Annotated in this window: 11 protein-coding genes; 6 read left to right on the forward strand and 5 right to left on the reverse strand. The window is 68.8% G+C overall.

What is annotated here, in order from left to right:
* Positions 1-74: 74 nt before the first annotated feature.
* Positions 75-3,434 (reverse strand): TIM-barrel domain-containing protein, encoded by a 3,360-nt coding sequence (locus tag AC5P8R_RS18045; protein ID WP_495223704.1) that lies wholly within the window; start codon positions 3,432-3,434, stop codon positions 75-77.
* 322 nt (positions 3,435-3,756) lie between these two features.
* Between AC5P8R_RS18045 and AC5P8R_RS18050 the strand changes: the two genes are divergently transcribed.
* From AC5P8R_RS18050 to AC5P8R_RS18075, 6 genes are all read left to right on the forward strand, one after another.
* Positions 3,757-4,911 carry an SIS domain-containing protein gene (locus tag AC5P8R_RS18050; RefSeq protein ID WP_495223695.1) on the forward strand — a complete coding sequence of 385 codons (1,155 nt, stop codon included), beginning with the start codon at positions 3,757-3,759 and terminating at the stop codon, positions 4,909-4,911.
* Positions 4,904-5,842, forward strand: a complete 939-nt coding sequence (locus tag AC5P8R_RS18055) for an ROK family protein (protein ID WP_046433033.1) — start codon at positions 4,904-4,906, stop codon at positions 5,840-5,842. The genes AC5P8R_RS18050 and AC5P8R_RS18055 overlap by 8 nt, the downstream gene beginning before the upstream one ends.
* Before the next feature lie 16 nt (positions 5,843-5,858).
* On the forward strand, positions 5,859-7,193 hold the full coding sequence (locus AC5P8R_RS18060; RefSeq protein WP_014648754.1) for a D-tagatose-bisphosphate aldolase, class II, non-catalytic subunit: 1,335 nt from the start codon (positions 5,859-5,861) through the stop codon (positions 7,191-7,193).
* Between the two features lie 33 nt (positions 7,194-7,226).
* The gene (locus AC5P8R_RS18065) at positions 7,227-8,003 is read left to right on the forward strand and encodes a DeoR family transcriptional regulator (RefSeq protein ID WP_495223696.1); all 777 of its coding nucleotides are present in this window, start codon (positions 7,227-7,229) and stop codon (positions 8,001-8,003) included.
* Entirely contained in the window at positions 8,000-9,115 is a 1,116-nt protein-coding gene (nagA, locus tag AC5P8R_RS18070; RefSeq protein ID WP_126411477.1) for an N-acetylglucosamine-6-phosphate deacetylase, read from the forward strand. The genes AC5P8R_RS18065 and nagA overlap by 4 nt, the downstream gene beginning before the upstream one ends.
* Before the next feature lie 192 nt (positions 9,116-9,307).
* Entirely contained in the window at positions 9,308-11,086 is a 1,779-nt protein-coding gene (locus AC5P8R_RS18075; RefSeq protein WP_495223697.1) for an MFS transporter, read from the forward strand.
* Positions 11,087-11,138: 52 nt separating this feature from the next.
* Here the strand turns inward: AC5P8R_RS18075 and AC5P8R_RS18080 are convergent, their stop codons facing one another.
* From AC5P8R_RS18080 to AC5P8R_RS18095, 4 genes are all read right to left on the reverse strand, one after another.
* Positions 11,139-11,609, reverse strand: coding sequence for a SecDF P1 head subdomain-containing protein (locus tag AC5P8R_RS18080; RefSeq protein WP_180834995.1), 471 nt, complete (start codon positions 11,607-11,609; stop codon positions 11,139-11,141).
* Positions 11,606-12,157 (reverse strand): HdeD family acid-resistance protein, encoded by a 552-nt coding sequence (locus AC5P8R_RS18085; protein ID WP_014648758.1) that lies wholly within the window; start codon positions 12,155-12,157, stop codon positions 11,606-11,608. The genes AC5P8R_RS18080 and AC5P8R_RS18085 overlap by 4 nt, the downstream gene beginning before the upstream one ends.
* Before the next feature lie 58 nt (positions 12,158-12,215).
* Complete coding sequence (locus AC5P8R_RS18090; RefSeq protein ID WP_014648759.1) at positions 12,216-12,911, reverse strand: ComF family protein; 696 nt, start codon at positions 12,909-12,911, stop codon at positions 12,216-12,218.
* A gap of 93 nt (positions 12,912-13,004) precedes the next feature.
* The gene (locus AC5P8R_RS18095) at positions 13,005-14,345 is read right to left on the reverse strand and encodes a chloride channel protein (RefSeq protein WP_014648760.1); all 1,341 of its coding nucleotides are present in this window, start codon (positions 14,343-14,345) and stop codon (positions 13,005-13,007) included.
* Between the last annotated feature and the right edge of the window lie 32 nt (positions 14,346-14,377).

Raw genomic sequence — 14,377 nt, forward strand, 5'->3', positions numbered from 1 at the left:
GCAAAACGCTCCCGGGCCACGGCCATGAGGGCCGTAGTCGGATTGGGCGGGGGAGGAGCGGTGTTACGTGGGGGTCATGGGGCGACGATGCTGGCGGAGTCGCCCTCCTGGCCGATCAGTACGGCGTTGGCCCAGTTGGCGCAGACCTGGGCGGGTTGACTGCCCTGCGCACCCAGCGTGCGCAGGCTCAGGGTGGAAAGGCCACGGATGTCCAGCTCCGGCTTGACCACGCCGGGCGCCTTGACCAGGCCGCTGTCGTACAGCAGGCGGTTGTCACCCCAGACCTGGAACTGCAGGCCGCCGGCGCTGCGGCAGGCGTCGTCGATGCCGAGGTCGGCACGCAGCAGGTGCCAGCCGCCCTGCAGGCGCAGGTCGATGCGGCTGCTGGCGCCGACGCCCAGGCCACGGCGGAACTGCAGGCCGTTCATGCGCATGCCGGCGTCGCCACGGAAGGACTGGTCGGTACGCAGCTGGCTGGCCAGCGCGGCCGGCACCGGCAGCTCGGAGAGATAGCGCTGCCGGGCCGGTCGCTCCGGTTCCTGGTGTTCAAGGATGTGGAAGGTGGACAGGGCGATCGGGCCGACATCGCGCGGCTGCAGTGCATCGAACGCGCGGGCGCTGCCCTGTGCGGCGGTGACCATCGGGTCGGTGCTGCTGGCGCCGTCGCCTTCGGGGTTCTGCACGCTCAGCACGCGGAAGCGCAGCAGGCGGCCGGCGTGGGCCGGGAAGTCGATGCGCTGCACGCCTTCCTTCAACTGCAGGCGGCCACGGGCGATCGGCTCGCCCCACTCACCGTTGCTGTCGCCCAGGTAGACCTCATAGTCACGTACCTGCCCGTGCTTCCAGTTCTTGTCATTGCGTGGCGCGATGTCGATGCCATCGATCATCTTCCGCTCGCCGAAGCCGATCACCCACTCGTGGGCGCCGGTGCGCACGGCCTGGTTGCGCACGCTGCGGAACCAGGTGGCCGGATCGTCGTCGAAAGCATTTTCCAACGCATGGCCAGGCTCTTCGGCCGGGCGGTTGACCACCAGCAGGCTGTCGGCCGGCAGTTCGCGGCCCAGCACCGGTGCGGCCGGATAGGCATCATCGGTGGCTGCGGCAGCGACTGCGAAGTCCAGCTGCAGCTGCAGTGGCTGGCGGATATCCTGGGTGGCAGTGCGCACATGCACGGTGCCGCGGCGGTCCTTGGCATCGAAGTACCAGCCCTCGTTGGCGCTGTTGAAGGCGGCAGCATCGGCCAGCGCCGGCAGCGCGCGGCCACCGGCCTGCACCGCACGTGGTGCCTGCCGGCTGAGTACGCGCAGGCCGTAGCGGCGCTGCGCCAGCTGGCCGTTGTACTGGCCCTGCACGGCGTCGATCTGCACCTGCACCGGGCCACTGCCCTGCGCCGGCGCCTGCACGCGGATTACCTGCGTGCTCGACTCGCCCTGCTGATAGCGGCGCGTGTTGCCATCGTCTTCGTACAACGTGTACTGCGAGTCGCCCTGCGGGTACAGGTCGAAGGTCACTTCATCGAGCGGTTTTTCGCCATCGAACAGCATCGACGGGTACATCGGCAGGATCGCACCGGCACGCACGAACACCGGCAGCGTGGCCAGGTCCACCTGGCGGTCCAGCTGGCGGCCGTCGGCACCGGCCTGCACGCGACGGCCGTCCCAGTAGTCGATCCACCCCCCGGCCGGCAGGTGGATGTCGCGGCGCCAGCCACGGCTGGCGGCCTGGCTGCGGTACACCGGCGCCACCAGCAGGTCGCGGCCGAGCAGGAACTGGTACTTGTAGGTTTCATCCTGCGCATGCGGGTCGCGCGGGTTGTCCCACATCAGGCCACGCACCGGCGGTGCACCGGTCTGCGCGGCCTCGTGCACCAGCCCATACATGTATGGCGTCAGGCGCATCTTCAACTTCAGGTAGTCGCGGTTGATGCTGCGGTAGGGCTCGTCGTACCACCACGGGTGCTTGCGCGCGTTCGACGACCAGCCGCTCATGCCCATCAGCACCGGCGTGAACGCCTTCCACTGCAGGTCGCGGGTGAAGGTCTCGGCGCTTCCGCCGAAGATCGCATCCACATCGCCGCTGGCGTAGGCCATGCCGGACAGGCCCGAACCGACCAGGGTCGGCACGTGCCAGCGGATGTAATCCCAGCTGCTGCTCTGGTCGCCGGTCCATGCCACCGCGTAGCGCTGGATACCGGCCCAGCCCATCACCGTCCACAGGAACGGGCGCGAATCGGAATTGTCGAGGATGCCGTTGAATGCCTGGCGGTTGGCGTCCATCGCGAACTGGTAGCCCTTGCCGGTCCAGGCCACGTCCAGCTTCTGCACGCGGCTGCCGGCCTTGCCCACTTCCCACGCGATCTTGTCGACGCCGTTCTCGGTCCACAGGCCGGTGCGGAAGCCGTAGCCGGCCAGCCCCTTCACCGTTTCCGGCAGCTGCTTGTAGCCGCAGCCGTAGCCATCGTTGGGCAGAATCCAGCCACCGGGCATGTCGTGGGCGCGGTACTGCTTGGCCACGCTGTCGATCACATCGGGCGTGGTGCCGGTCGGGCCGTCGCTCCAGCCTTCGGGCACGGTGCCGGGCTTCCTGCTGTTGTCGCCGTCGTTGTAGCAATCGGCATCGCCGTAGGACAGCGCCCAGCGCGCGACCATGTTGGGGCGGCCGGTCAGCTGGGTGTAGCGTTCGATCAGCTTGGGCAGGTCGGCGCCCACGAAGTAGTACGCATCGAAGCGGTCTTCGCGATGCAGCAGCGTGGCCTGGTCGCTCTGGCGCAGGTCGTAGCTGCCATCGCTCCATGTATTGCGCAGCATGCCCCAGCCACGGCTGCTCAGCAGCATCGGCGCCGGGCTCGGCCGATCACCTTCTTCCCAGCCACCGGAATAGGACACCTCCAGCTCGCGGCCCTTGAACTGGTAACGGCCGTTCTGCTGGCCACCACCGAAGTAGCCCTCATCGGCCTGCGAGGACAGCACCTGCACGCTCTGCGTGGCATCCAGATCCAGCGGTTGCAGTTCCTGCCACAGCGCGGTGGGCTGGCCATTGTCCAGCCGTTCCAGGCGCAGGCGCAGCGGCTGCCGCTGTACATGCAGTACCAGTGCCTCGGTACGCACGCGGATTTCCTGTGCGTCTTCTTCCAGCTGCGCCTGCACGCTCGCCTTGGGCTGCGGCAGCACGATCGGCGCGGCCTTGTCGCCGGCGCCGGTCAACGTGCCGTTGCGGCCGGCCTGCACGCGGATGATGTCGGTCGCCGGCAGTTCAATGCGGATGCGCGCGCCCTTGTCGGTCTGCAGGTCCCAGCCCTGCACGCCGTCGCGGCTGGCGCTGGCGCGGACGGTACGCAGGTTGCCGACCGGCTCGGCGCGGGCCGTCATGGACGCCAGCATCAAGGCCGGCACCAGGGCCAGCATCAGCGGCGAGCGACGAACGCAGTTTTCCACGCGGACTCCCAACCCGTTCACCGGGCGTTTCGAAAGCGGTTGGGCCGACTCTAGGGCAGCGATTCGAAAGATGTCAACAAATTGAAAGGAAAAAGGAAGATATATTCCATTGAAACGAAAGTTGCTGCGCCGCAATACTTTGTGTAAGCGCTTGCAGGCGCCTGTTAAGCATTGTGCGATACGGAATTCCGTCGGTCCTTTCGTTTTTCCCGGCATCGCGGGCAAGGCAAAGCCACTCACCTTTTTTCTTTCTTTTTACTTTCGATGTTTGACATTTCGAAAGAAAACGCAGATGGTGCGCTGGCCCAACTGGAACCTCCGAATGGACGTCACCCTGCTTTCCGATGTGTCCGCCTGGCAGCGCCTTGGCGGAGCCGATACCGCTACCGAAATCGCCCAGCAGCCTGCGCTGTGGGAAGCCCTGGCACAGGACCTGTCGCGTGCCCGCGACCGCCTGCAGGCCTTCCTCGGCGACAGCCTCAACGATCCCAACCAGCGCGTGCTGTTCACCGGCGCCGGCAGCTCCGGCTTCATCGCCGAAATGGTGGCCGACGCGATCAACGCGCAATGGCTCGCCGAGGTGCGCGTGGTGCACACCACCAGTCTGCTGACCCACCCGGCGCTGTACCTGCAGCGCGACCGTCCGACCCTGCTGGTCTCGTTCGGCCGCAGTGGCTCCAGCCCGGAGAGCGTGGCGGCGGTGGACCGCGTGCGCAGCGACGTGAATGACGCGCGCTTCCTCGACATCACCTGCAACGCCGATGGCGAGCTGGCCCGCCGTGGCGCCGGCCGTGCCGACACCTGCACCCTGCTGATGCCGTCGGCCAGCTGCGACCGCGCCTTCGCCATGACCAGCAGCCTGACCTGCATGCTGCTGGCCGCGCTGACCGTGTTCGATCGTTCGCCGTGGGATGCGCGCGTGACGCGCCTGAAGCAGATCGCCGCGCTGGCCCGCGAAGGCCTGGCGCAGTGGGATGCACCGGTGGCGACACTGGCGCAGCGCCCGTTCAACCGCATCATCTACCTCGGCAGCGGCCCGCTGGAAGCACTGGCACGCGAGTGCGCGCTGAAGGTGCTGGAGCTCACCGCTGGCCGCGTGCTGGCGCTGGCCAACACACCCCTGGGCTTCCGTCATGGCCCGAAGTCGACGCTGGATGGCAACACCCTGGTGGTGGTGCTGCGCAGCGTGCAGCCGCTGGCGCGCCGCTACGAACAGGACCTGCTGGAAGAACTGCGCCGCGACGGCGTGGCCGGCCAGGTGCTGGCGATCGGTCCGCATTCGGACATCGGCGCCGACGACGAATACACCCTCACCGTGCCGGCACTGGACGATCCGTGGCTGGCACCGGTGTGGCTGGGCTTTGCGCAGCTGTTCGCACTACAGCGCTCGGCCGCGCTGGGCCTGACCCCGGACAACCCGTTCCCGGACGGCACCGTCAACCGCGTCGTCAAGGGCGTCACCATCCACCATGGCTGAGCTGATCGCCCACGCCTGCTACGGCATCGACATCGGCGGCACCAAGATCGAGCTGGTGGCGTGCGATGTGGCGATGCAGGTTACCTGGCGCCGCCGCGTGGCCACCCCACAGGGTGACTACGACGGTTTCCTGCAGGCAGTCGTGGCGCTGGTCGCCGAGGCCGATGCCGCACTGGGCCGCAGTGATGCGGCGATCGGCATCGCCCTGCCCGGCGTGCGCGACCGCCGCAGCGGCCGCCAGCTCAGCGCGAACGTGCCTGCGTTGACCGGCCACAGCGTGGCCGCGGACCTGCAGGCGCGGCTGCAACGCCCGCTGCATTTCGGCAACGACCTGCAGTGTTTTGCCCTGTCTGAAGCACACGGCGGTGCCGCCGACGGCTACCCCAGCATGTTCGGCGCCATCCTCGGCACCGGTGCTGGCGGTGGTTTCTGCGTGCAGGGCCGCCTGCTGACCGGTTTCAACGGGCTGGCCGGCGAATGGGGCCACTGGAGCGTGCCCGGTCATCTGCTGCAGCGCCACGGCCTGCCGCTGATCGACTGCGCCTGCGGCCTGCAGGGCTGCGTGGAGCGTTATGTGTCCGGCAGTGGCGTGGCGATGATCGAGCGCCACCTTGGTGGCAGCGCCGCCGACGCCAGCGCGGTGATCGCCCTGGCCGAAGCCGGTGATGCCCGCGCGCGCAAGGCGCTGGACATCCATCGCGACCTGCTCGGCCACAGCCTGGCCGCGCTGGTGCTGGCGCTGGACCCGCACGTGATCGTGCTCGGCGGCGGCCTTTCGCAGTACGCGCCGCTGTACCAGCACCTGCCCGCCGCCATCGCCGCCCACCTGTTCAAGGGTGTGCAGGTGCCACCAATCGTGCCGCCACGCTTCGGCGATGCCGGTGGCGCACGTGGTGCCGCCCTGCTCGCCTGCCAACCCTCGTTTTCCTGATGTCCGGAGCCTGACCATGTCCCCGTTGCAGACCCTGCTTGCTTCCCACCGCGCCGGTGCCAATGTCGGCCTGTACAGCGTCTGCTGCAGCAACGAGCAGGTGCTGCGCGCGGCCATGCACGTGGCACAGGCACATGGCACCGTGCTGCTGGTCGAGGCCACCTCCAACCAGGTCGACCAGTTCGGCGGCTACACCGGCATGACCCCGCCGCAGTACCGCGATTACGTCGGCACCCTGGCCGATGAGGAAGGCTTCCCACGCGAACGGCTGATCCTGGGCGGCGACCATCTCGGCCCGAATGCCTGGCAGAAGCGCCCGGCGGCCGAAGCGATGACCCACGCGCGCGTGCTGATCGAAGCCTACGTCGCCGCCGGTTTCCACAAGATCCACCTCGACTGCAGCATGTCCTGCGCCGATGACCCGGTGCCGCTGCCCGATGCCATCGTCGCTGCGCGTTCGGCCGAGCTTGCCGAGATCGCCGAACGCACCGCCGCCGAACACGGCCTGCCGCCGCCGGTCTACGTGATCGGTACCGAGGTGCCGATTCCCGGCGGCGAAGCCTCGCTGGCCGAAGGCCTGCAGGTGACCACGCCGGCTGCCGCCGCGCAGACCCTGGCCATCCACCAGCAGGCGTTCGACACGCCACAGCTGCGCGATGCGTGGCAGCGCGTGATCGCGATGGTGGTGCAGCCGGGCGTGGACTTCGACCACAGCAGCGTGCATGAGTACAACCCGGACGCCGCCCATGCGCTGGCCGACTTCCTCGAGCGGCAGCCGCGCATCGTGTTCGAAGCGCATTCCACCGACTACCAGCGCGAAAGCGGCCTGCATGCGCTGGTACGCGACCACTTCGCCATCCTCAAGGTCGGCCCGGCGGCCACCTTCGCCTACCGCGAGGCGCTGTTCGCGCTGGCCGCGATCGAGGCCGAACTGCTGCCGGCCGCACAGTGCTCGCACCTGCCGCAGGTGCTGGACGAGGTGATGGTGGCGCAGCCGAAGTACTGGCAGTCCTACTACCAGGGCGATGCCGCCGCGCTGCGCCTGCTGCGCCGTTATTCCTTCAGCGACCGCTGCCGCTACTACTGGGGCGAGCCGGCGCTGGTACAGGCGGTGCAGACCCTGTTCGCCAACCTGGAGCAGCATGCGCCGCCGCTGGTGCTGCTCAGCCAGTACCTGCCGGAGCAGTACCGCGCCGTGCGCGAAGGCAGCCTGGCCAACACCCCCACCGCGCTGGTGCAGCACCGCATCGGCCTGTGCCTGGGTGAGTACGCCCGTGCCTGCAGCGCCAACCAGGCCGGACCCCGCACGCAGAACGCAGGTTCGGCTGCCGGCGTTCCTGCGAACGGCTAATCTCTACCTTTTCCCGCAAAACCGAGAATGGCCATGCGCAACACCCGCTCCCGCCGGCAACAGATCCTGCAGCTGCTGATCGAGCACGGCTCGGTGCAGGTGGCCGATCTGGTCGAGCGCTTCGGCGTGTCGGCGGTGACGATCCGTGCCGACTTGACCCACTTCGAATCGCAGGGCCTGGCCAACCGCACCCACGGCGGCGCGACCCTGGTGCGCACGCCGCCGCAGGAACAGGACATCCATGAGAAGGACGCGCTGAACCTGCCACTGAAGGAATCGATCGGTGCGCGCGCTGCGCGCCTGGTGCAGCCGGGCGACAACATCATCATCGATTCCGGCTCGACCACGATGACGCTGGCCCGCCACCTGCGCGCGCATCGCGACGTGACGGTGATGACCAACGGCGTGAACATCGCCTGGGAACTGGCCAATGCCGCGGGCATCACCGTGCTGCTGACCGGTGGCCTGCTGCGCCAGCAGTCGCTGTCGCTGCAGGGCAGCCAGGCCGAAGCCAGCCTCAACTCGTACAGCTTCGACACCCTGTTCCTGGGCGTGGACGGCCTGGACCTGCAGTTCGGCCTGACTACCCACGACGAGGCCGAAGCCCGCCTCAACCACCGCATGGTCGAGCGTGCGCGCCGCATCGTGGTGCTGACCGATGCCTCCAAGTTCGGCCGCGTCAGCCTGCACCGCATCGCCCTGCTGGACCAGATCCACGCCATCATCACCGACGCCGGCATCGACGATGCAACCCGCGAAGGGCTGCAGCGGCTGGGCATCGAAGTGATCATCGCCGAGCCCACCGCATGACCGAGACCCGCACCCTGCATGGCCGCATCCTCACCCCGCTGGGCTGGCGGCGGGGGCACGTCCACTTCGATTCACGCGTGCGCCAGCTGCAGGTGGACGACCACAGCGGCGCCGACGACCTGCAGCTGCCGGTGATCCTGCCCGGCTTCGTCGACCTGCACGTGCATGGCGCGGCCGGCGTGGACCTGATGCAGGGCGGCGACGTGGCACGCACCATCGCCCGCACCCATCTGCGCTTCGGCACCACCACGCTGCTGGCGACCACCATGACCGCCGGGCTGGACGAGATCGAGCACGCGCTGCACGGCGTCGCTGCGGCAATGGCGGCGCCTGATACCGACGCCGCCAGCATCGTCGGCGTGCATCTGGAAGGACCGTTCATCAGCCCGCAGCGGCTGGGCGCACAGCCCAATCGCACGATCGAGGCGACGGTGGCACTGGTGCAGCAGCTGCACGCGCTGGCGCCGATCCGGGTGATGACGCTGGCGCCGGAGATCGGCGAGCACACCGCGTTGATACCCGCGCTTTCGGCGATGGGCATCCGCGTGCAGCTGGGCCACAGCGCCGGCACCTACGAGGAGGGCGTGGCGGCGCTGCAGGCCGGTGCCTCCGGTTTCACCCATCTGTTCAACGGCATGACCGGCGTTGACCACTATCGCCCGGGCATTGCGGCGGCGGCCCTGGCGCATGCGCAGTACGCCGAGATCATCCCCGACCTGCAGCACATCCACCCCGGCGTTATCCGGCTGGCCGCGCGCGCGATCCCGCGCCTGTACGCGGTGACCGACGCGACTGCCGCCACCGGCATGCCCGACGGCGAGTACGCGCTGGGCGAGCAGCGCGTGCACAAGTGCGGCGGCTGCGTGCGCCTGGCGACGGGTTCGCTGGCCGGCAGCGCACTGACCATGGACCAGGCGCTGCGCAACCTGGTGCGCGTCGGCCTGGACCTGGCCGACGCCTCGCAGCGGGTTTCCACCTTCCCGGCCGACTATCTGGGCCTGGGCGATCGCGGCCGCATCGCGCCCGACGCCCGCGCCGACCTGGTGGTGCTGGACGCCGAACTGCGCCTGCAGCAGGTGGTCATTGGTGGGCGCGTGGTCGATCTGACCTGACGCAAGCGATGCGGCCCGGATGCCGCGCGGGCTCCCTGTAGAGCCGAGCCATGCTCGGCTCACCGCGCGAAGCGCGGCATGGGGAACCTCGATATCGGAACGGAAAGCAGCCGAGCATGGCTCGGCTCTACAGAATGCACTCTGCGACGAACCGCCGCCGGGCCTGGCCCGGCGCTACCACAGGAACTGCCGATGACTGCAAGCACCGCCCCGCGCTGGCCCGTACGCTACCTGCTCTTCATCGGCGGCCTCGGCGGCCTGCTGTACGGCATCGACATCGGCATCATCGCCGGTGCCCTGCCCTACCTGGAGGCAACGGCCAGCCACGCCTGGCAGCTCAGCAGCCAGCAACTCGGCTTCGTGGTGGCGGCGGTACTGCTGGGCAGCGTGCTGTCCTCGCTGTTCGCCGGCATGGTCGCCGACCTGATCGGTCGCCGCGGTGCGATGCTGCTGGCCGGCCTGCTGTTCACCGCGTCGATTCCGATCATGGCGCTGGCCTCGGGCTACACGCCGCTGCTGCTCGGGCGGCTGCTGCAGGGCATCAGTGGCGGCCTGATCGGCGTGGTGATTCCGCTGTACCTGGCCGAAGTGCTCAGCCCCGAACGGCGTGGACGCGGTGCGGCGATGTTCCAGCTGCTGCTGACCATCGGCCTGGTGTTGGCGGCACTGATCGGGCTGTACCACGCACATGCGGTGGATGCCGCCGCCGAAGCCGTGCGCTCGCTGCCACCGGCGCAGCAGGCGCAGGAACTGTTCACGGTGAAGGATCATGCGTGGCGCACCATCTTCTGGAGTTGTCTGGCGCCCGGCCTGCTGTTCTGTGCCGGCATCTTCTGGCTGTCCGAATCGCCGCGCTGGCTGGTGCGCCGCGGCCGCGTCGATGATGCCCGCCGCAGCCTGCAGCGGGTGCTGCCTGCTGCCGACGTGGAACCCACCCTCGCACAGATCCAGGCGCCGGAATCGAGCAGCAGCGACGGCAAGCGCGACCCACTACTCAGCCGACGCTACGTGGTGCCGTTCGTGCTGGCCTGCGTGGTGCTGGCCTGCACCCAGGCCACCGGCATCAATTCGGTGCTGGCCTACGCGGTGAACATCCTCAACCAGGCCGGCCTGTCCGGCTCGGTGGCCAACGGCGCCGACGTGGCGATCAAGCTGCTCAACGCGGTGATGACCGTGGTCGCGCTGCTACTGGTCGACCGCAAGGGCCGCAAGTTCCTGCTGATGCTCGGCAGCGGCGGCATCTGCGTGGCCCTGCTGGCTGCCGCCACGCTGTTCTTCCAGGCCGAGCGTGGCCGCGCCGACGTGCAGCCGCAACTGCAGGCGGCGGTCAGCGGCGACGGCCTGCGGCTGGTGCTGGACGACGCACAGTGGCAGCGCCTGGGCGGTGGCATAAACAGCGAAGGCCGGCCGATGCAGCTGACCGTGTCGTACGCCTACGGTGACTTCACCAATGTGCGCGCCCTGCGCAGCGACAGCCTGACCGACCGCGAGCTGCGCATCGAGCGTGCCGGGACCGTGCAGCCGGACAGTGTGATCGGCGCGTTCTTCCGCAAGCTGCATCTGAACCCGTTCGCCGACCCGGCCAAGGCCGCACAGGCACCGCTGCGCATCGAGCAGGCCCGCATCGGCCCGGTGCCGCCGCCGGCGCATGGCTGGGCGGTAGCCGCCTGCATCCTGGTATTCGTCGCGTTCTTCGCGGTCGGCCCCGGCGTCTGCGTGTGGCTGGCACTGTCGGAACTGATGCCCAATCGCATCCGCTCCAACGGCATGAGCATCGCCCTGCTGATCAACCAGTTCGTGTCGACCACCATCGCGGCGATCTTCCTGCCCACGGTGGGCCACTACGGCTACGCCAGCATGTTCCTGTTCTGGGCGGCGTGCACGTTCGTGTTCTTCCTGGTAGCCGCGTTCTGGCTGCCGGAGACCAAGGGCAAGTCACTGGAGGAGATCGAGGCAAGGTTCGCACGGTAGCGGTCGACCTTGGTCGACCTCCGCGCGTAGCGCGGTGGTGTTGGCGCGCCCGTCACTGACCGGTGATGTGCCTGGCCAGCGCCTGCGCCTCGGCAATGCTCGGCAGCCCGCTCAGCATCATCGATTCCCCGAAGGGGCCTTTCACCGTCGCCACCATCAGCACGCGGCCGTCCACGCTGATCGCCGCGCGCTGGCCCACCAGGGCCGAGGTGCCATCGTGGATGCGCTGATGCGCTTCTGGCCGATAGCGGATCTGCAGGCCTGGCTGCTTGGCATCGTCCAGCACGTAGCGCACATCGGCGATGTCCGCACTGCCGGCAATCGGCGGCTCGCGCAGGGCCAGGGTTTCACCTTGCCAGTGCGCCGGAGTGCCGTTGCCAGCCGCATCGACCGCGCTCAGGCGCACGTCCACGCCGGCGCGCGGCGCATGATCCTTGCCTGCCAGCGCACCGGGCGTGGCACCCGGCATGCATCCGGCCAGCACCAGCGCCGCGCCCAGCAGGAGCGGACGCGCGCCCCTCATTTCAGCTTCCGCAGCTTGAACGCCACCAGCACCTGCAGCAGCCCGTACAGCAGGCTGCCAATGCCGATCCACAGCGTGGTCACCGCCACGCCTGCGTATGGATTGGCCGCGAACAGCAGCCCCAGCACCACCGCCAGCACGCCACTGAGGATCAGCAGCCACTCGCCCTGGATCTGCTTGCGCACGCGGATCGCGAAGACGATGCGATAGATGCCGGCTACCAGCAGCCACGCCGCCAGGAACAGCACCAGCACGCTGGCGGTGGCCAGCGGGTTGATCACCGCCAGGATGCCGAAGCCCAGCGAAGCGATGGCATACAGCGCCAGCCAGCCGCGCGAGGCGCCGCTGCCACCACTGATCAGTGCGAACAGGCTGATGACCCCTTCGATGATGGCCATCACGCCCAGCGTCCAGGCCAATGCCATGGCTGCGGACAGCGGCCAACCGATGGCGATGATGCCGAAGCCGAGCGCGACCAGGCCATACAGCAGCAGGATCCACCAGCTGCGGCCAACCGCTGACAACAAGGGAGACAAGGGGGAATTCATGGTCACTCCTTCGATCCGGAACCGGGTTCATCCTAGCCCGTGGCGATGAAGGGAGCGATCACGGCACCCGCGCGCACACCCATACCCGCACCTCTCTGGCGCCCACGCAGCGCAGGGTTTCGGCGATTTCCATCACCGTGCTGCCGGTGGTCATCACGTCGTCGACCACGGTCAGATGCGTGGGCACCGGCCCGTGGACATCGAACGCATCGAACAGGTTTTCCCTGCGCTGTTCGGCCGTGCGTTCGGACTGAGGTGCGGTGTGCCGCCGCCGGTACAGCCCCTGCCAGACCGGCAACGGCAGCAGCCGGCAGAGCTCGGCAGCCTGGTTGTAGCCGCGCTGGCGCAGGCGCCGGCGGTGCAGCGGCACCGGCACCAGCGGCGGGCAGGACCAGGGCGGTGGTGCGCGCTGCATCAACTGCGCCAGCAGGCGACCGGCCGCCAGGTCCTGATGGAACTTGTAGCGCAGCAGCAGCTGGTCCACCGGCGGCAGGTACAGCAGGCTGGCGTGGGTGGCCGTCTGCGGTGGTGCTTCCTCGCGGCAGCTGCCGCAGACGATCAGGCCCTCATCCGGCAACGGCAGTGCACACCGCAGGCAGGCGCGACCGGCCCAGGGCAGTCCGGCGAGGCAGGCGCGGCACAGATCGAGATCATCATGGCCCGGATCGCCGCAGACCAGGCAGCGCAGTGGCAGCAGGACACCCAGCAGTGCGCGGGAGACACGGGTTGCCGAATGCAGGAGATCAATACGCATTGCCCATGCTTCATCGCGCTGCCCATGTGCGGCCATCGGCGAAGCACCGATCGCAGTGTCGGGACTGCCCGCAACTGCAGAGGGTGCTGCCGATCAGGAAAGGCGTCCGCCCTGCCCAGGCCCGGTTGATGCAACGGCCGACGCCGTCAACACCTCCGCCAACCCACGATAGATCGGCACCCGGCATACCAGACCGGACACGCCCCGCGCGATCAGCACCGTGGCCAGGATCGGCAGGAGCAGATCGCCGCTGTCGGTCAGCTCCAGCGAGATCACCGCCGAGGTCAGCGGTGCCTGGGTGACGCCGGTCAGGTAGGCGCACATGCCCAGCAGCACGAACGCGCGCGGATCCACGCCCGGCATCAGCACCGCCAGGTTGTGGCCCAGCCCCGCGCCGACCGCCAACGCGGGCGAGAACAGGCCGCCGGGTATGCCGGCCACGTACGATGCCAGGTTGGCCAGCAGCTTCATCAACCCGAACTCGTGGCCGACCAACGCCTGCCCCTGCACCAGGCTGCGCGCCTGTTCGTAGCCGGTGCCGAACGCGCCGTCGCCGAACGTCAAAGCCAGTGCCACCACCGCCAGGCCGCAGCCTGCGGCCAGCAGCACCGGATGCCGCTGGCGCAGCTGGCCCAGCCAACGCGGGCGGCCCGCCGCACTGGCCAGCACCGCGCGCGCGAACAGGCCGCCCAGCAACCCGGCCACCACGCCGCACAGCAGGATCGCCAGCCAGCCCTGCCCCAGCGGCAACCGCGCGCTCACATGGCCGAAGTAGGTGTAGTTGCCGAGCAGGCCCAGCGACACCACGCCACCGACGATCACCGCCGTCAGCAGGGTGCCGGAGAAGCGATGCTCGAAACGGCCGCTGAGCTCCTCGATGGCGAATACGATGCCGGCCAGCGGCGTGTTGAACGCCGCGGCAATGCCCGCTGCACCGCCGGCCAGCAGGAAGTGCGAGAGCTCGCGAGGATCCTTGAAGCCGAACCAGCGGCCGAACAGGTACATCAGGCTGGCACCCACATGCACCGTGGGACCTTCGCGTCCGACGGACGCGCCGCCGAGCAGCGACAACGAGGTCAGCAGCAGCTTGCCGGCTGAGACCGCAGGCGAAAGATTGGTCTTCCGGAATGGCTCATCGGGCTTGTCCAACGCAGCGATGACCTGCGGAATGCCGCTGCCCCGCGTGGGCTTCAGCACGCCACTGGTCAACCAGGCCAGCAGCGCGAAGATGCCCGGCGTGAGCAGCAGGGCCCACCACGGCGAGTGCGCGGTGATGCGCTGGAACAGATGGAAGGCCGCGTCGCTGGCCTTGGCGAACAGGATGGCCACCAGCGCTACGGCCACAGCGCCGCCCCAGAGCGCGGCGCGGCGGCGCCAGGCCTCGCTGAGAACCAGCGCGGTGATGCGGCCGCGGAGGCGATGGAGATCGGTCATGGGGCACAGTCTGCGCGCCAGCGCTTGCGTTG

It is taken from the genome of Stenotrophomonas sp. YJH_SMC_73 (assembly GCF_059370155.1).